Annotated in this window: 16 protein-coding genes and 1 pseudogene; 10 read left to right on the forward strand and 7 right to left on the reverse strand. The window is 46.9% G+C overall.

The window, feature by feature from the left end; all coding sequences use genetic code 11:
* Positions 1-18: 18 nt before the first annotated feature.
* From narH to ABZM97_RS19365, 3 genes are all read right to left on the reverse strand, one after another.
* The gene (gene narH / locus ABZM97_RS19355) at positions 19-1482 is read right to left on the reverse strand and encodes a nitrate reductase subunit beta (protein WP_087992730.1); all 1464 of its coding nucleotides are present in this window, start codon (positions 1480-1482) and stop codon (positions 19-21) included.
* Positions 1472-5158, reverse strand: coding sequence for a nitrate reductase subunit alpha (locus ABZM97_RS19360; RefSeq protein ID WP_367387070.1), 3687 nt, complete (start codon positions 5156-5158; stop codon positions 1472-1474). The genes narH and ABZM97_RS19360 overlap by 11 nt, the downstream gene beginning before the upstream one ends.
* Before the next feature lie 220 nt (positions 5159-5378).
* The gene (locus tag ABZM97_RS19365) at positions 5379-5855 is read right to left on the reverse strand and encodes a Crp/Fnr family transcriptional regulator (RefSeq protein ID WP_202327914.1); all 477 of its coding nucleotides are present in this window, start codon (positions 5853-5855) and stop codon (positions 5379-5381) included.
* A 143-nt stretch (positions 5856-5998) separates the two neighbouring features.
* Here ABZM97_RS19365 and ABZM97_RS19370 point away from each other — a divergent pair, with 143 nt between their 5' ends.
* Entirely contained in the window at positions 5999-6715 is a 717-nt protein-coding gene (locus ABZM97_RS19370) for a YwiC-like family protein (RefSeq protein ID WP_202327913.1), read from the forward strand.
* A 37-nt stretch (positions 6716-6752) separates the two neighbouring features.
* Here ABZM97_RS19370 and fnr read toward each other — a convergent pair whose 3' ends face one another.
* The 4 genes from fnr to ABZM97_RS19390 form a co-directional block, all read right to left on the reverse strand.
* Positions 6753-7469: a fumarate/nitrate reduction transcriptional regulator Fnr gene (gene fnr, locus ABZM97_RS19375; RefSeq protein WP_087992734.1), complete on the reverse strand. Its 717-nt coding sequence runs from the start codon at positions 7467-7469 to the stop codon at positions 6753-6755.
* 99 nt (positions 7470-7568) lie between these two features.
* Positions 7569-8756 carry a nitrate transporter NarK gene (narK, locus tag ABZM97_RS19380; protein ID WP_087992735.1) on the reverse strand — a complete coding sequence of 396 codons (1188 nt, stop codon included), beginning with the start codon at positions 8754-8756 and terminating at the stop codon, positions 7569-7571.
* A 134-nt stretch (positions 8757-8890) separates the two neighbouring features.
* Complete coding sequence (argS, locus tag ABZM97_RS19385; protein WP_333516379.1) at positions 8891-10561, reverse strand: arginine--tRNA ligase; 1671 nt, start codon at positions 10559-10561, stop codon at positions 8891-8893.
* A complete protein-coding gene (locus ABZM97_RS19390; protein WP_087992737.1) occupies positions 10558-10986 on the reverse strand; it encodes a DUF1934 domain-containing protein in 429 nt (142 codons plus the stop codon). The genes argS and ABZM97_RS19390 overlap by 4 nt, the downstream gene beginning before the upstream one ends.
* Before the next feature lie 308 nt (positions 10987-11294).
* Between ABZM97_RS19390 and sboA the strand changes: the two genes are divergently transcribed.
* The 9 genes and pseudogenes from sboA to ABZM97_RS19435 all read left to right on the forward strand — a co-directional run bounded on the left by sboA (position 11295) and on the right by ABZM97_RS19435 (position 18231).
* The gene (sboA, locus tag ABZM97_RS19395) at positions 11295-11426 is read left to right on the forward strand and encodes a subtilosin A (RefSeq protein ID WP_087992738.1); all 132 of its coding nucleotides are present in this window, start codon (positions 11295-11297) and stop codon (positions 11424-11426) included.
* Positions 11383-11534, forward strand: a pseudogene (locus ABZM97_RS19400) (bacteriocin biosynthesis protein). Before sboA ends, ABZM97_RS19400 begins: the two are co-directional and overlap by 44 nt.
* Before the next feature lie 24 nt (positions 11535-11558).
* On the forward strand, positions 11559-12905 hold the full coding sequence (albA, locus tag ABZM97_RS19405) for a subtilosin maturase AlbA (protein ID WP_202327910.1): 1347 nt from the start codon (positions 11559-11561) through the stop codon (positions 12903-12905).
* A 12-nt stretch (positions 12906-12917) separates the two neighbouring features.
* Positions 12918-13079 carry an antilisterial bacteriocin subtilosin biosynthesis protein AlbB gene (albB, locus tag ABZM97_RS19410; RefSeq protein WP_087992740.1) on the forward strand — a complete coding sequence of 54 codons (162 nt, stop codon included), beginning with the start codon at positions 12918-12920 and terminating at the stop codon, positions 13077-13079.
* On the forward strand, positions 13076-13795 hold the full coding sequence (locus ABZM97_RS19415; RefSeq protein ID WP_087992741.1) for an ATP-binding cassette domain-containing protein: 720 nt from the start codon (positions 13076-13078) through the stop codon (positions 13793-13795). Before albB ends, ABZM97_RS19415 begins: the two co-directional genes overlap by 4 nt.
* Entirely contained in the window at positions 13788-15098 is a 1311-nt protein-coding gene (gene albD, locus ABZM97_RS19420; protein WP_367387071.1) for an antilisterial bacteriocin subtilosin biosynthesis protein AlbD, read from the forward strand. The genes ABZM97_RS19415 and albD overlap by 8 nt, the downstream gene beginning before the upstream one ends.
* Positions 15088-16248: an insulinase family protein gene (locus ABZM97_RS19425; protein WP_367387508.1), complete on the forward strand. Its 1161-nt coding sequence runs from the start codon at positions 15088-15090 to the stop codon at positions 16246-16248. The genes albD and ABZM97_RS19425 overlap by 11 nt, the downstream gene beginning before the upstream one ends.
* A gap of 4 nt (positions 16249-16252) precedes the next feature.
* Positions 16253-17533: a pitrilysin family protein gene (locus ABZM97_RS19430; RefSeq protein ID WP_087992743.1), complete on the forward strand. Its 1281-nt coding sequence runs from the start codon at positions 16253-16255 to the stop codon at positions 17531-17533.
* Positions 17530-18231: a bacteriocin biosynthesis protein AlbG gene (locus tag ABZM97_RS19435; protein ID WP_087992744.1), complete on the forward strand. Its 702-nt coding sequence runs from the start codon at positions 17530-17532 to the stop codon at positions 18229-18231. The genes ABZM97_RS19430 and ABZM97_RS19435 overlap by 4 nt, the downstream gene beginning before the upstream one ends.
* The last annotated feature ends 2 nt before the right edge of the window (positions 18232-18233 follow it).

The raw sequence follows: 18233 nt of genomic DNA on the forward strand, positions 1-18233 counted from the left end.
CACCTCATTTATCAAAAATTAAAAACAAGAGCCGGGGCCGCCTGAAAATGATAAGCCGCAGCTCCCTTGTTCAGCGTATAAATCAGACACTTCTTCTCGGTGGCTGCTTGGAATCACAAAGCGATCATCATATTTTGCAATCGCAAGCAGCCGATACATGTCTTCAATTTGCTGTTCTGTTAAGCCGACGCTGGAGATCAGTGCCGGGTCGATGGATTTATTCGTCTGGACCGCTCTCATATACTGGCGCATGACAGACATTTTCTTTAACGTTGACCGAATATGATCCGTATCACCAGCCGTTAAAAGCTGCGCCAAATAGTCAATCGGAATTCTCATTTGGTCGATAGCCGGAAAAATATCTTCCGCAGATTGCTGGCTGCCTTTTCCTTCAAAGAGATTCATAATCGGGCTCAGCGGCGGAATGTACCAAACCATCGGCAGTGTGCGGTACTCAGGGTGAAGCGGCAGCGCAATCTTCCAGTCAATGATCATTTTATAGATCGGCGATTGCTGAGCAGCCTCTATCCATTCAGCCGGGATGCCTTGTTCTTTTGCCAGCTTGGCAACCTCAGGATCATTCGGATCAAGAAAAACGTCCAATTGGGAATGGTAGAGATCCTTTTCATTTTCAACAGATGCCGCTTCCTCCACTTTGTCCGCGTCATACAGCATGACGCCGAGGTAGCGGATTCTGCCTACACACGTCTCGGAGCAGATGGTCGGCAGTCCAGCCTCCAGACGCGGAAAGCAGAGGGTGCATTTTTCCGCTTTGTTCGTTTGCCAGTTAAAATAGACTTTTTTATAAGGGCAGGATGAGACGCAATATCGCCATGAACGGCACGCGTTTTGATCCACAAGCACAATGCCGTCCTCCTCGCGTTTGTACATGGCGCCTGACGGACAAGAGGAAACGCACGCCGGGTTGATGCAGTGCTCACAAATACGCGGCAGATACATCATAAAGACCTCATCGAATTCTGTTTTGATTGATTCCTCCATCTTTTGCACGTTTGGATCTTCAAGCCCTGTAATATGGCCGCCTGCGAGGTCATCCTCCCAGTTCGGGCCCCATTCGATATTCATGAAATCCCCCGTCAGCGACGATTTCGGGCGCGCCACCGGCTGGTGTTTTTTCTGCGGGCTGTTTGTTAATGTTTCATAATCATAGTTCCAAGGTTCATAGTAATCATCAATCGACGGCTGGTTTGGGTTATAGAAAAGGCCTGCAAGCCGATTCGTTTTCGGGCCGGATTTCAGCTCGAGCTTTCCTTTTTTCAATGTCCAGCCGCCTTTATATTTGTCCTGATCCTCCCATTGCTTCGGGTAGCCGATGCCCGGCTTTGTTTCTACATTATTGAAGTACATATATTCCGCACCGGCACGGTTTGTCCACGTGTTTTTGCAGGTGACGCTGCACGTGTGGCAGCCGATGCATTTATCCAAGTTCATGACCATACCGATTTGCGCTTTAATCTTCAAGCCAATCGACCTCCTTCAGCTTGCGGATGACGACGTTCAGGTCGCGCTGATTCCCTGTTGGACCGTAATAGTTAAAGCCGTAGCTGAGCTGGGCATAGCCCCCGATCATCTGTGTCGGCTTGACGTGAATCCTTGTCGGGCTGTTGTGGGTGCCTCCGCGGTTATTCGTCAGTTTTGTGCCGGGTACGTTGATGTGGCGGTCCTGGGCATGGTGCATAAACGCCATTCCTTTAGGAATCCGGTGAGACAGAACCGCTCTCGCGACGACAACGCCATTTCGGTTGAAGCATTCAATCCAATCGTTGTCCTTGATATCCGTGTCCTCAGCATCATCTTTATTCATCCACACGGTCGGCCCGCCGCGGAACAGCGTCAGCATCGGTAAAGAATCGAAATACATGCTGTGGACGGACCATTTATTATGCGGTGTCAAATAATTAAGGACGATTTCTTTGCCCTCTTGATCTGGCCGCTTGCTTAGAAACGGACGATGCTGGAGGATCGGTTTAAATGTTGCCATCGTTTCACCGAATTCCATCATCAGTTCATGATCGACATAATAAGATTGTCTGCCGGTCAGTGTTCGCCACGGGATTAATTTTTCTACGTTCGTCGTAAACGGCGAGTACCTGCGTCCCCCTTTTTCCGAGCCGGTAAATGCCGGAGACGTGATGACTGTTTTTGGCTGGGCTGTAATTTGTTCGAACGTAAAGCATTCTTCCTCTCGCTCTTCCGCCAGGTCTTTTAGCTTCAGGTTTGTGATGTTTTCAAGTGATTCCCAGGCTTTCACAGCGACTTTTCCATTTGAAGTGGACGATAAGGTTAAAACTGCCTCTGCCGCCTGCTTCGCTTCACTTATATTCGGACATCCCTTGGCAACGCTGTCCGTTGTGATTTCTCCCAGTCTCTTTTTGAGTGATTCATATTCAGCGGCTATCGACCAGCTCATCCCTTTTGTTCCGCTCGGTTTTAGGGCGGCTTGAGGACCCAGCGCTGTCATTTTGGCGAAAATTTGTTTATAGTCCCGCTCAACAACATGGATGTTCGGCATCGTTTTTCCCGGAATGGCTTCGCATTCGCCCTTGCTCCAGTCTTTGATTTTGCCGAACGGCTGGGCCAGTTCCTGCATGGTGTCGTGAAGGAGCGGCGTGGCGACCACTTCTTTCACCGGCTCCATATCGACTTCTTCTGCCAAATCGGAAACGGCTTTTGACAGTGCTTTGAAAATATCCCAGTCTGACTTCGATTCCCACGGGGCCGAGATGGCCGGAGCAAAAGGATGAATAAACGGATGCATATCTGTGCTGCTGAGATCATGTTTTTCATACCATGTCGCCGCCGGAAGCACGATATCGGAATAGAGCGCCGTACCGGCCATTCGAAAATCGAGATTGATTAACAAGTCGAGTTTACCTTCCGGCGCCTGCTCCCGCCATTTGATTTCTTCAGGGCGGATGCTGTCGCTGTCGTCATTCATTAATCCATTTGTCGTCCCCAGCAGATGCTTGAGAAAATATTCATGCCCTTTTCCTGAACTCGAAATCAGATTTGCCCGCCATACGAAGAGATTCCTCGGGAAATTGGCTTCATTGTCTGGATCTTCAATCGCGAATTTCAGCTTTTTCTCTTGAAGCTGTGAGGCCACGTACGCACCAACGTCTTCAGGTGTTGCTGCTCCTGCTCTTTCAGCTTCTTTGTATAGGTCAATTCCGTTTTGATTGAATGTCGGATAAGACGGCAGCCACCCTAATCGCGCTGCCAGCACATTGTAATCGGCATGATGCTTGTAGCGGGATGACGCAGCGATCGGCGAAGCCAAGTCACTGATCGGCTGGTCCTCGTATCGCCACTGGTCTGTTGCAAAGTAGAAAAATGAGGTGCCGTTTTGCAGCTTGGGCACGCCCTCCCAGTCCTTTGCATTTGCAATCGTCTGCCACCCTTCAGCAGGGCGGAGCTTTTCCTGCCCCACATAGTGAGCCCAGCCTCCGCCGTTTACACCTTGGGCGCCTACCAGTAAAACAAGATTTAACACCGCCCGGTAAATCGTATCGGAGTTGAACCAGTGGTTAATCCCCGCTCCTACGATAATCATGGACCGGCCGTCTGTATCGATCGCATTTTGGGCAAACTCTCTGGCAATCTTCATGACGGCTTCTTTTTTGATTCCTGTCATCTTTTCCTGCCAGGCAGGCGTGAAAGGCTCAGGATCATCATAGGAGACAGCTGATTGTTCGCCGATGCCCCGGTTCACGCCATAGTTGGCCAGTATCAAGTCAAACACGGTCGTGACACAAACCTCTTCGCCGTTCAGGTTCAGTTTTTTTAAAGGAAGATCCCGCTCAAGCACTTTGTTTCCGTCATCTGAAAAATACGGGATGCGCACCGTGCCGATTTCGTCCTCTATTCCGAGTACAGAGAGACGGGGTTCTATCGGTTCCCCGGTTTCTTCATCGATCATGTGCAGGTTCCATTTCTGCTGCCCGTCCCAGCGGGAGCCCATTGTTCCTTGCGGTATGGCAAATGTGTTTGTCTGTTCATTCCAGACCGCAGGCTTCCACTGGTCATGCTCTGTCTTGCGGCCAATGTCCTTCGCATGCAGAAACCGCCCCGCTGTGTATGCGCCATTTTCTTTCGACAGGGTGACGAAAAATGGAAAATCCGTGTATTGCTTCGCATAGTCAATGAAACGTTCCGTCTCTTGGTTCACGTAAAATTCCTGCAAAATGACGTGACCCATGGCCATTGCAAGCGCCCCGTCAGTCCCTTGGCGGATACTCAGCCAGTCATCCGCGAACTTTGAGGATTCCGCAAAATCCGGACTGATCGAAATGACCTTCGCGCCTTTATAGCGGGCCTCAGCCAAAAAATGCGCGTCAGGTGTTCTTGTTAACGGAACGTTGGAGCCCCATGTGATGATATAGCCTGAATTGTACCAATCACTGCTTTCCGGAACGTCTGTCTGGTCACCCCAAATTTGCGGGGATGCCGGAGGAAGATCCGCATACCAATCATAAAAACTGAGCATAGGGCCGCCGATTAAAGACATAAATCGGGAGCCTGAGGCGTGGCTGAGCATGGACATGGCCGGAATCGGAGAAAAGCCGACATTCCGATCTGGACCGTATTTCATGACTGTATAGAGCAGAGAGGCTGAAATCAGCTTCAGTACCTCCGGCCATTCAGCGCGCACAAAACCGCCTTTCCCTCTTGCTTTTTTATAAGACTTCGCTTTTTCAGGGTTTTCAACGATTGATTTCCAGGCTTCCAATGGATTTTGATGAGCCTGCAGAGCTTCACGCCATAAATTGATCAGCACACCGCGCACGTATGGATATTTCACACGGAGCGGGCTGTAGATATACCAAGAAAAACTGGCCCCCCGCGGACAGCCTCTCGGTTCAAAATCAGGCATATCAGGGCCTGTTGATGGATAATTCAAGTTTTGTCCTTCCCACGTGACAATTCCGTTTTTCACATATATATTCCAGCTGCATGACCCCGTGCAGTTGACACCGTGGGTGGAGCGCACGACTTTGTCGTACTGCCATCTGTTTCTGTATACATTCTCCCAATCGCGATCTTCGCGGGTCGTTTGGCTATGTTTATTTGAATGGTGTTCAATAGGAGAGAAATAGTTTAATCTCCTAAACAACGGACTCATTTTCTTTTTCTTCATGAGCGTTCACTCCTTCCGAGTCACAGGTGATGCTAAGTTCACTATAAACAGAGACAGCGTGTTTTCTTGTGAACTATGTCACACACTCTGCTTTTTTCACAAAATGTTCACACTGAGAAGAAGGAACAGACTTTCACAGGAAGTGATGAGGGCGGCGTTCAGGCAGGACACCTGAGTCATTAGCCGCTTTTCATTCAAAGATCAAAAAAACCGGTTCTATTTAAGAACCGGGCTCGGCGTTTTTATCTTGTGATGTATGCAGATAACGCAAAAATAGTTGATAGGAACAAAAGACATTTTGCTGAAGTACCGCCAAAAAATTCATTTGCAGCTGTGGGTTGTAAGTCATCATTTTTTTAAATATATAAAAAGGGATTTTGAGAATAAGAATGTCCGAAGAGGCATTGACTGAAATAAAAGGCGATAAATACAGCCCGCCTTTTTCATCAATCGGAAACACATCGCCTTTTTCCCACAGCGCAACGGTTTTCGATCCTTCAGGGAGCCTGCTGTCCATCAAACGGACACTGCCTTTTAATACAATATAAACGGATTGAGAATGAAGAAAGGATGAAGCATGATCAGATGAGCCGCCGATAAACGTCCCGTTTTTAAGCAAAGTTTCGACAATGGATAGAGGCACTTCATTAAACATAGGGAGTTGTTTCAGAAACAATAAATAGTCACACTGATTCATAGGAAAGCCTCCTGTGCTAAGGATAGCTTTAGTGTAGCTCGATTGAGCCTGTACGGCAGTGATGTATTTCACAGCCTGTATGATGTATGTCACTTATCAGGAGAGTGACTGCATTTATAATCAAATAAAAAAGGAGGATTTCGATGAAGGCGCTGATTCCGAAGCAGCACGGCGCATGGGCGATGCTGCTGATTCCATTTTTGCTTGGGATGGTCAAAGGAGGTCCCGTTTTCTGGCATCTTCCGCTTTTCCTAGGCTTGCTTTTCCTATACTTGATGGTCTGCCCCATCACACTCGCCATGAAGAAGAAACAGATTAAATCCTATCAAAAGTGGATATGTTATTACGGTGTTCCGGCCTGCTGCTTTTTGATAATCCCTGTCTTTTATAAGCCTGCGCTCATCTGGGTTGGCGTTTCTTTATTTCCGCTTTTTCTCATTCATACGTATTATGCCCGCCGAAAAAACGAACGAGCACTAGTGAATGATATTGCGGGTGTCTTGTTCTTTTGTTCAGGCGGGCTTGCGAGCTGCTGGCTGGGGGCGGGAACCCTTGACGGCTGGGCTTGGTTTATTTTCTTGCAATCTGCTTTATTTTTTATCGGGAGTTCTTTTTATGTAAAGTCGGTGATCCGGGAGAGAAAGAACAGGTTTTTTGCATACTATTCATGGGGATATCACCTGCTGCTCCCCTTTTTATCCGCTCTACTCGGAGCAGGATGGGCATTTCTTGCTTTTATCCCAAGCAGTTTGCGGGCATGGTTTTTTCACGGAAGGGATTGGCCCGCGAAAACGATCGGCATTCTGGAAATCGTGAATGCCTGTTTCTTTTTTGCCGTCATGTGTTTGTTTATCATCTAGATAAAAAACCAAGGACCGCCGGCGGCCCTTGGTTTTTTCAGTCAATATTGCAAATCTCCAGCGGACAATTTTCACACTCGATCTCACATCGTAAATAGTCCCGCTTGTGCAAAATAATTTTTCCGGATTCGTCTATCGAAATCACCCCTTGTTTGCGGAGGTCTCCGAGCATACGATTGACGCTTTCCCTTGCCGCCGCGCAAAACTTTGCCAAATCTTGATTTGTCAGCGCGATGTTAATCAGAATGCCGTCGCTTCGTTCCACCCCGTAGCTGTTCGATAAACGGATAAGAGTGGAGTAGAGCGCCCCCTTTTTGCCGTGAAGAAGCAGATCCCTGATTTTAGACTGGATTTTCCGAAGGTGGGTGCTCATCCATTTCATAAATTCAAATGTCAAAGCACCGTTTTGGATTAATTCCTTTTCCAGCTTGTTTTTATTAATGACGAGCACCTCGCCATCCTCTAGCACCTTTGCACTGAGCATATATCTCGGTTCTTCAGTGAAAAGTGTTAATTCCCCGACAATATCATTTTTTTGGCAGATTCTAAGGGTCAGATCTTTTCCGTCAGATGTCAGTTTGCCGATTTCAATGAGTCCTGATTGAATAAGATATAGCTCTTCTGCATCCATTCCTTCCCGAAACAAATACGTGTGTTTTTCCATTTTTCTTTTCGTACTGATCGATTCCAGCAATTCATGCAGATCGCTGGAAATAAGATCACTATCAGATGGTCGGACAGAGAGAAAATTCATGCGCTCACCTCGAAGAAAGTCACGTTGCGTATGTTTATTGTAACGTGAATTGTTTTGCACCCATCGAGAAAAAACTAACAATCTTGTGAATGACCAGTGTTAGCTGACGCTCTGGCTGTTTCTCTCCGTGTGCATTTTCATTCTTTCCTGCCAATACATCCAAATGACAAGGACAAAGCTGGCTAACGCCACTTCCGAAAGCGCCATAAAGCCGATCGCGTATTGGCCTGTTGCCTGAAATACACTCGCCAATATCAGCGGAGGGAAAAAACCGCCTAATCCTCCCATGGCAGACACAATACCATTGGCAATCCCCGCTTGCTTTGAAAAATAGAAAGGCACCAGTTTAAAAACGGTTCCGTTTCCTATACCTGAGCAGACCGCCACCGTTATTGACCCAAACGTATAAAGGCCGATCGTCGGCGAGAACGATAAGATAATGCCTGATAATGTAAGTCCCGCAAAAACGAACATCAGGATGCGGAGCGGGCTCAATTTATCAGCCAAGAATCCGCCCGCAGGCCTAAGCAGCGTGGAGACGGCAATAAAGCCGGCCGTCCGCAAACCGGCGTCCGCAGGATTAAGACCAAAGTGCGCTACCAGAAAGTTCGGGAGATAGATGGTGAAGGCGACAAAGGCGCCAAACGTAATAAAATAAAACAGGCTTAGAAACCAGAGGACGTGATTTCGGTAAACGGTTTTGATTTGAGCTTTTACGGAAACATTTACTTTCTTCTCATGCCGATCGCCAAACAAAACGTGCAGCAATGCGAAAACAGCCAGCAGAACCATATACATCTGCACGGTTGCTTTCCATCCCGCAGTCTGGGCGATAACCGGCGCCGCAAATGTGGTAATCGCGGTTCCGATGTTTCCGGCCCCGTAAATTCCATTGACGAAACCGTGCTTTTCTTTCGGATAATACTTCGGAAGGGATGTCACCCCAATGGAGAATACTGCCCCCCCGATCCCTAAGAAAAAACCGCCTGCGATTAAATCAAACATAGAATCCGCGATACTGATCCAAAACACCGGAAACAAAAGCAGGATGAAGCTGATCATAAACATCAGCCGCGCGCCAAACCTGTTCGTTAAATACCCTAAAGGAATGCGGAGAAGCGACCCGAGGATCACGGGAATCGCCGTCACTATAGAAATCTCGCCTTTGCTTAAATGAATATCTAATGTGATTTGGCTAATGAGTGATGAAATCAGCACCCAAACCATAAACCCTGCCACCAAGCTTAATGACTGTAACGATAATTGAATATGTTGACGGTTGAACATTCGGCTTGCTCCTTTCAATGATTCAATAATCAGTCCTATCATACAAAAACTCGGCAAACAGGATTGTGAATTACATCACACGTTTTACATATAAAAAAAAGACAAAGCCCGAAGACTTTGTCTTTTCATCATGATTACATTTTTTCCGGAGCCGATACGCCGATCAGCTGAAGCGCATTGTTCAGCGTAATTTGCGTGGCCTTCATTAATGCCAGGCGCTCGCGGCTTTTCTCTTCATTTTCAGGATCGATGACTTTCTCCGCGTTATAGAAACTGTGCAAAGCAGAAGCCAGATCATAAATATAATTTGTGACGCGGTGCGGAATTCGTTTTTCCGCCGCTTCCGCCACTGCCTCTGGGAAGCCGCCGATCGTTTTCAGCAGGTCATATTCTTTTTCTGATTGAATATGGCTGAAATCCAGATCCGTCGCCGGCTTTAGTCCCTGCTCTTCCCCTTGGCGAAGCATGCTGCAAATACGGGCATGTGCGTATTGCGCGTAATACACAGGGTTTTCGTTAGATGTTGATACAGCAAGATCTAAGTCAAAATCCATATGCGTATCCGCACTGCGCATCGCAAAGAAGTAACGCACGGCATCCAAGCCGACTTCTTCAATCAGGTCGCGCATCGTTACCGCTTTACCCGTCCGTTTGCTCATTTTCATTTTCTCGCCGTTTTTGTAAAGGTGAACAAGCTGAATGATTTCTACTTCAAGCGTTCCTTTTTCATAGCCCAGCGCTTCGATTGCCGCTTTCATACGCGGGATGTAGCCGTGGTGATCGGCTCCCCAAACGTTGATCAGCTTATCAAAGCCGCGATCAAGCTTGTCCTTATGGTATGCGATATCAGGCAAAAGGTACGTGTACGTGCCGTCCTTCTTGATCAATACGCGGTCTTTATCATCGCCAAACGTCGTAGAGCGGAACCAAGTCGCGCCGTCTTCTTCATAAACATGGCCTTTTTCGCGGATCGCTTCAAGCGCCTTGTCGATTTTTCCGTTTTGGTACAGCGATGTTTCGGAATACCACACATCAAACGGCACACGGAAGTTTTCCAAGTCCTTGCGAAGCTTTTCCAGCTCGTATTTCAGGCCGTATTCCCGGAAAAATGCGAGGCGTTCGCTTTCCTCTTCATTAACGAAACGGTCGCCGTATTCCTCAGCGAGACGCTTTCCGATCGCAATGATATCCTCGCCGCGGTAGCCGTCCTCCGGCATCGTTTTTTCCAAGCCGAGCGCTTCAAAGTAACGGACTTCAACAGAAAGCGCAAGGTTGTTGATTTGGTTTCCCGCATCGTTAATGTAGTATTCGCGGCTCACATCGTAACCCGCTTTTGAAAGCACATTGCACAAAGAATCGCCGACAGCCGCACCGCGCGCATGGCCAAGGTGAAGGTCTCCCGTCGGATTCGCTGATACGAATTCTACCTGAACTCGCTCACCGTTTCCGATATTCGTTTCCCCGTACGCTTCTCCCGCTTTTAACACAGACGGGATCAGCTTCGTTAAATAGTGATTGTTCATATAGAAATTGATAAAACCCGGGCCGGCGATATCCAGTTTTTCAATCGAAGCCTTTCCTTTATCAAAATGAGCGACAATCTCTTCAGCGATTTGGCGCGGCGCTTTTTTTGCGACTCTCGCCAGCTGCATCGCCATATTTGTTGAATAATCGCCGTGTGTTTTATCTTTCGGTGTTTCTAAAACGACATTCGGAATCTGGCTTTCTTCAGCCAGCCCCGCTTTCAGAACGGCCGCTTTGATTTCTTCTTTCAGCACGTCCTTCATTTGTTCCGCAATGTTCATGCGTGAGTTCCTCCCTCATACGTGATCGTCATATGATGTAAATGCTGCTGCTCGTCTCCGACATGCATGTCATATGCGATGCTGATACGGCCTTTTTCTTCACCGAGATCAGATTGAATTGATTTTGTGCTTGTTTTCAGCTCAAGCTCACCAAATGACATTTTATATTTGGCAATTGTGGAAGCTCCCGTTACGAAACGCTGATTCATTTTGACCGCGCCTGACCTCATGACCAGCACTTCGCCTTCGCTTACTTTCACAATCGTTTTTACTTTGCCTAAGTCGTGTTCTTCATAATAAGATAGATACACTTTATTTTGTTTAACATAGTAAAATCCGGTGGTGCGGAATTCGATGACTTCCTGGTTTCCGTCATCCCCGATCACAGACTTCACATGGAGTGTTATCGGTGTCTCTTGCTTCATTTTGACACGTCCTTTTCATCATTCCACTTTGACTTGAATAGTATAATCATTCGGTTTGTAAACTTCAACTGCTTCTATCTTACCATCATTGCTCATCAGATTTGAAGATAAACCTCATAAAAGCATTTCCTTAATAGAAGAGAAAATCATATTATTAGTTACCTTCAGGAAATGTTACACTTTTCCGAAATCTACCGTTTCTATTTCACATTTTCTTCAATATATATGTATTGAATTGGTAATTTATTAGTTTTATGATAAAAGCACAACATAGATCTGCTAGAAAAACAAAAAGGGAGGATCCAATGATGAAAAAAGCAGTCATTGTAGAAAACAAAGGTTGTGCGACATGCTCGATCGGAGCCGTTTGTCTAGTGGACGGTCCTATCCCTGATTTTGAAATTGCCGGTGCTACAGGTCTATTCGGTCTATGGGGATAAGGTTCTCCAAAAGGGCATAGTCTTTCTGCTATGCCCTTTTTAAGTAAATTACAATTTTTAACTAAAATCTACCTCTTAGTTATACATACACAATCGTTTTTCATTTGAATCATATGTATAGGGGATGGTATTTTGTTTACAGAGCAAATGTTTCCATTTATTAATGAAAGTGTAAGAGTTCACCAGCTTCCTGAGGGCGGCGTGCTAGAAATCGACTACTTGCGGGATAATGTCTCCATTTCTGACTTTGAATATTTGGATCTTAACAAAACAGCTTACGAGCTTTGCATGCGAATGGAGGGGCAAAAAACAGCTGCTCAGATTTTGGCTGATCAATGCGCAGTGTACGATGAATCACCGGAAGACCATAAGGACTGGTATTACGACATGCTCAACATGCTCCTCAATAAGCAAGTCATCCAGCTTGGAAATCGGCCCAGCAGCCAAACCATCACCACGAGCGGAAGCAACGAATTTCCGATGCCGCTGCACGCCACCTTTGAGCTGACGCACCGCTGTAATTTGAAATGCGCCCACTGTTATTTGGAAAGCTCTCCGGAAGCGCTCGGCACCGTGTCGATTGAGCAATTCAAGAAAACGGCTGATATGCTGTTTGACAACGGTGTATTGACATGCGAAATCACGGGCGGAGAAATTTTTGTCCATCCGAACGCCAATGAGATCCTTGACTATGTGTGCAAAAGGTTCAAAAAGGTCGCTGTCTTAACGAACGGAACACTCATGCGAAAAGAAAGCCTCGAGCTTTTGAAAGCGTATAAGCAAAAAATCATTGTCGGCATTTCTCTCGATAGTGTGAACTCCGAGGTCCATGACTCCTTTAGAGGGAGAAAAGGCTCTTTTGCCCAAACTTGTAAAACGATAAAATTGTTGAGTGACCACGGTATATTTGTCAGAGTCGCCATGTCCGTTTTCGAAAAAAACATGTGGGAAATCCACGATATGGCCCAAAAGGTTCGGGATCTCGGGGCGAAGGCGTTTTCTTACAATTGGGTTGATGATTTCGGAAGAGGCAGAGATATTGTCCACCCCACAAAAGATGCCGAGCAGCACCGCAAATTTATGGAATACGAGCAACATGTCATTGATGAGTTTAAAGATCTGATTCCGATTATTCCTTATGAAAGAAAACGAGCGGCAAATTGCGGTGCTGGCTGGAAGTCCATTGTGATCAGCCCGTTCGGAGAAGTACGTCCGTGCGCGCTCTTTCCGAAGGAATTTTCATTGGGAAATATTTTTCATGATTCATATGAAAGCATCTTTAACTCCCCTCTCGTCCATAAACTGTGGCAAGCGCAGGCGCCGCGGTTCAGCGAGCATTGCATGAAAGACAAATGCCCGTTTAGCGGCTATTGCGGAGGCTGTTACTTAAAAGGGCTGAACGCTAACAAATATCACCGGAAAAACATTTGCTCTTGGGCGAAAAATGAACAATTAGAAGACGTGGTCCAGCTTATTTAGGAGGGAAACGATTTGTCACCAGCACAAAGAAGAATTTTACTGTATATCCTTTCATTTATCTTTGTCATCGGCGCAGTCGTCTATTTTGTCAAAAGCGATTATCTATTTACGGTGATCTTCATTGCGATTGCCATTCTTTTCGGGATGCGCGCGCGGAAGGCTGATTCGCGATGAGCATTTTGGATATACACGATGTATCCGTTTGGTATGAACGGGACAACGTCATCTTAGAACACGTGGATTTACACTTAGAAAAAGGCGCCGTTTACGGATTGCTTGGGGTAAACGGCGCCGGCAAAACAACACTGATCAATACACTTACAGGAGTGAACCGCAATTACAGCGGGGGCTTTACGCTGTGCGGCATTGAAGCGGAGGCCGGTATGCCGCAGAAAACATCAGATCAACTGAAGATTCACCGTTACTTCGCCGCCGATTATCCGCTGCTGTTTACAGAAATTACGGCGAAGGACTATGTGTCTTTCGTCCATTCGCTTTATCAAAAGGATTTTTCAGAGCAGCAGTTCACCAATTTGGCTGAAGCCTTTCATTTTTCAAAATACATCAACAGGAGAATTTCGGAGCTGTCCTTGGGGAACAGGCAAAAGGTTGTGTTGATGACAGGCTTATTGCTGCGGGCTCCCCTGTTTATTTTGGATGAGCCGCTCGTCGGTTTGGATGTGGAATCGATAGAGGTCTTTTATCAGAAAATGCGCGAGTACTGTGAGGCAGGCGGAACCATTTTGTTTTCTTCCCATCTGCTCGATGTTGTGCAGAGATTTTGTGATTATGCGGCCATTCTGCACAACAAACAGATCCAAAAGGTCATTCCGATTGGAGAGGAGACCGATCTGCGGCGGGAATTTTTCGAGGTGATCGGACATGAATAACATATTCCCCATCATGTCTTTGCTGTTCAAACAACTGTATAGCCGGCAAGGGAAAAAGGACGTCATCCGCATTGCCGCAGGGCTTGTGATTCTGGCTGTGTTTGAAATCGGGCTGATCCGCCAGGCCGGTATTGACGAATCGGTATTGGAAAAAACATATATCCTACTCGCGCTTCTCTTGATGAACGGATATATGGTGTTTCTTTCCGTGGCATCTCAATGGAAGGAATCTTATATGAAACTGAGCTGCCTGCTGCCGATTTCTTCACGAAGCTTTTGGCTTGCCCAGAGTGTCGTTCTGTTTGTGGACACCTGTTTGAGAAGAACGTTATTCTTTTTTATTTTACCGCTGTTCTTATTTGGAAACGGAACGCTGTCAGGGGCGCAAACATTGTTTTGGCTCGGCAGATTTTCGTTTTTTACCGTTTATTCGATTCTATTCGGTGTTGTGCTGAGCAACCATTTCGTCAAAAAGAAGAACTGGATGTTTCTCCTGCATGCGGCGGTATTCGCCTGTGTATGCCTCAGCGCCGCTTTTATGCCGGCCGTCACGATCCCGCTATGCGCGGTTCACATGCTATGGGCGGTGCTCATTGATTTTCCTGTCTTTCTGCAGGCGCCTCCGCAACAGAGCAAGATGCATTCTTTTATGCGGAGATCTGAATTTTCGTTTTACAAGAGAGAATGGAACCGATTTATGTCTACTAAAGCAATGCTGTTAAATTACGTGGTGATGGCGGCGTTCAGCGGCTTCTTTTCGTTCCAGATGTTGAACACCGGCATCTTCGATCAGCAGGTGATTTATATTGTGATTTCCGCCCTTCTGCTGATCTGCTCGCCGATCGCCCTTTTGTACTCTATTGAAAAAAACGATCGGATGCTGCTGATCACGCTTCCGATTAAACGGAGAACGATGTTTTGGGCAAAATATCGCTTTTACTCAGGCCTATTGGCAGGCGGATTTCTCCTTGTCGCTATGATTGTGGGCTTCATCAGCGGCCGCCCGATTTCAGCCCTCACTTTTATGCAGTGTATTGAATTGTTGCTAGCTGGAGCATTGATCCGGTTAACCGCTGATGAAAAAAGGCCGTTCTTCGGCTGGCAAACGGAGCAGCAGCTCTGGAGCGGATTCTCAAAATACCGGTCTTATCTATTTTGTCTTCCCCTTTTCTTAGCCACATTAGCCGGCACCGCTGTCTCCTTGGCGGTCATTCCGATTGCCGGGCTGATCATAGTCTATTACCTGCAAAAACAGGATGGTGGTTTCTTTGATACAAGCAAAAGAGAACGGCTTGGAAGTTAATTTGCTGAAGACTCATCAATTTTCAACAATCTCAATCGCCGCAAGCTTTCTGAAACCGATCGAAAGCGCGGCGGAACCTGAAGAAGAAACGATTTATTTTTACGGCGCCGCCGGACACCTGAAGCAGCAAATCATTGACGCTTTCGGTTATGCTGCCGGAAGCCGCTTTATGTATTCAGCAAATCTCTTTTTTGATCAGCAGCTGAAAACCTGCGGAACCCGTTTCATTCACCCGCTATATAACAGGAATCTTCATGTTGATGCCCTGTTGAAAACATTTGCAGACATGTCCCTCCCCTCTTCCCTTTCAGCCGCCGGCGTTGAAAAGGCAAAGAGTGAGCTGCTGCTGAAAATCGAAAATAAATTCGCAGATCCCTTCTCCTACTCGGCGGCCCGTTTGGTCGAGGAGGCCTTCGGAAACCCGATGTACGGCACAGGCATGTTTGGCAGGAAAGACAAGATACAGGCAATCCATCCTAAACGGTTTCTCGACACAACGGACTTCATCATTAATTTATTGTCCCAGCAAAAACAGCTGAACATATTGGGAGATATACAAGATTGTGATATTCCGGGACATGCCCCGCAAGCGTCTGCCGTGACAGCCGGAAGAATACCCGTGAACCGGCATGTTTTTGAAACAGAAACACGCAGCGCAGCAGGTCCTTCCGTCTTGACACTCGGATTTAACTGCGGGGAGATGAAAGATAAGAGCGATTATATCAACATTCAGCTGCTAGACGGATTGCTCGGAAAGTACGGGCATTCCGCTTTATTCAAGCATTTCCGCGAGAAGGATCTGGCTGTCTATCATGTCATTACCCGTTACGACATCATGAACAATCTGCTGCTTGTTTCAATATGTACGAACCAGCTTCATGAAAAAGAAATTCCCCCGCGCGTTTTGGAAGCTGTCTCACATTTTCAAATGGATGAGCGGGAACTGGAACAGGCAAAACAATTTTTACGCAATGAAATGCTGATGCAATTCGATTCTCCCGAAGGGCTCTTGGCCTATATGGAGATCCTGCGCCGCTTCTCCTGTGAAAAAGAAGACTTGCTGGATGGCATCTCCGCGGTTACGTGCCGCGATCTATTACAATTCATAGCAAATATCAATTATATCGGAGCTCATGTAGTAAGGGGATGAAGAGATGGAAAAGAAAGCATTCTTTCAACAGCTGGATGAACAAACCGATATCAGATACACAGACAGCGGGCTGAAAATATTCAGATTGAAATTCCCCCGCGCCCATCTGCGGCTGTGCAATGTGAAAATTGATTTTGGAAGCCGTGATGTCTGCTTACAAGAAGATTCTGGCGACAAGCTGCTCCCGTATGGCACAGCGCATTTTTTAGAGCATCTTCTCTTCTGGCATAACGGCCGCAATCTGTACAGTGATTTTTTTGCGCACGGCGCGCTTTTAAATGCGTTCACCACCTACACTGATACTAATTTCATGTTTACCTCATTGCCGGATCGGCTCACGCAGACGGTCCCCATCCTGCTTGATGCGTTATGGAACCACTCATTTGACAAGAGGATTGTCACTCAGGAAAAAGCTGTGATTACAAGCGAAATTGAAACAGCACACCTCAATCATCAACTCTCTTACCGTTATCAGCTGATCAGCATGCTTTCTCCCGCCTCACCTGCTGCCGTCTATCCCGCAGGCAGAATCGAGGACATTGAGGCGATGACCATCCGTGATTTACAGAAAGCCTACAATGCCGCTTACCAGCCCGAGCGGATGACGTTGTTTTTGATTGGAGGCTCAGAAGATACGGAAGACCTTTTGCCTTCTCACCTTGGGCTGAAAAAACGTCCAGTTCATAAAGCAGAAAGGAAAATGATTCCCGCGTGCCCTCCAACCCTCTCACAAAAAGTGGTGCTGGGTGATGAGGAGCGGATGGAAGACACATGGACCGGCTTGCAGATCGGCGCACTTCCCGGGCAAAACGATCTGTTGACGGTAAAGCTTTATTGGGACATTGCGTCTCGAATTCTATTTCAATTAGATTCACCGTTTTTTCAAGAGATTCAGCAGACGTATCGTCTGGAAATCAATCGTTTGTCAGCCGAGGCTCACCTGTATGAGGATGGCGGTTTTTTGATGCTACACAGTCAAGGGGTTCATTCTTCAGCTTATATCGATGTCGCTTCCTACTACGTCACACAGCAGAAAGAACAGATTGCGGCCTGGCTTCAATACGGCAAGGGCTCTTTGACGGATGCGATCATCTATGACAGCGATTATGCGCGTAAATGCTTCGAATGGGCGGCCGAGTGTGACAGGTGCGATTGCACGTTTCTCGACGTTTACCGCATCATTCGCGATATGAATAGTCAGGATTTCTTGTCTCTCATTGATGCATTGTCATCTTCTAAAAAAGCGATCATTCACGTTTCACAGAAAGAGGCGATCGGACAATGAAAAAAAGCACTGTCTTTACCGTGATGTTGCTGCTCGTAGGTATGGCGGCTTATTCCTTCGGCTGGGTTCAGGCCCTCGCCAAAGCCGCGGCCCAATATGTACAGATGATCGACAATGATGCTTTGCGGCTCGGACTGCTGGCTTTAACCGCTTCCGTCCTGATGCTGCCCGCTTTTCTCTATCTACACTATGTCACCCAATCCGTAAAAAACATGACAGCAGCTTTTCAGAAACTCACACAGTCCCATCAAAGCTGCTGCGACTTCCAGCATCACAGATTGTGCAGCCGCTATGCAGAAGATGTCAAAACGCTGCGTGACAGCTATAAAAACGTCCGCCAAACATATGTGATGGCTGCTGTATTATGCCAAGTCATCATATTCGGCTGTATGTTCGAAATCGTCAAAGCCGTCCCTTTCCGCCTTCACACGCCCCCCGCTGTTTCAATAGGACTTGCGGTGTTGCTGATTTTGTATTTATTGTTTTATATGCGAACGTACTTGGTGCAGCTTTTCCAGCACGGCACCCTGTTCAGAAAAATGCTTGCGGGAGTGCTGACAGGAGCCGGGATTTGGTGGATGCTCAGTTTTACCATAAGTGAACTGTTGTTTCTGATCATTCTGGCTGCGATTCAGCAGATCGGATCATTTATTTATAACCGATTCTCTTATCGCAGCACCGCTTCTCTTGATCTATAAAA

The sequence above is a fragment of the Bacillus vallismortis genome, assembly GCF_040784915.1.
GTDB classification, from domain to species: Bacteria; Bacillota; Bacilli; order Bacillales; family Bacillaceae; genus Bacillus; species Bacillus subtilis_G.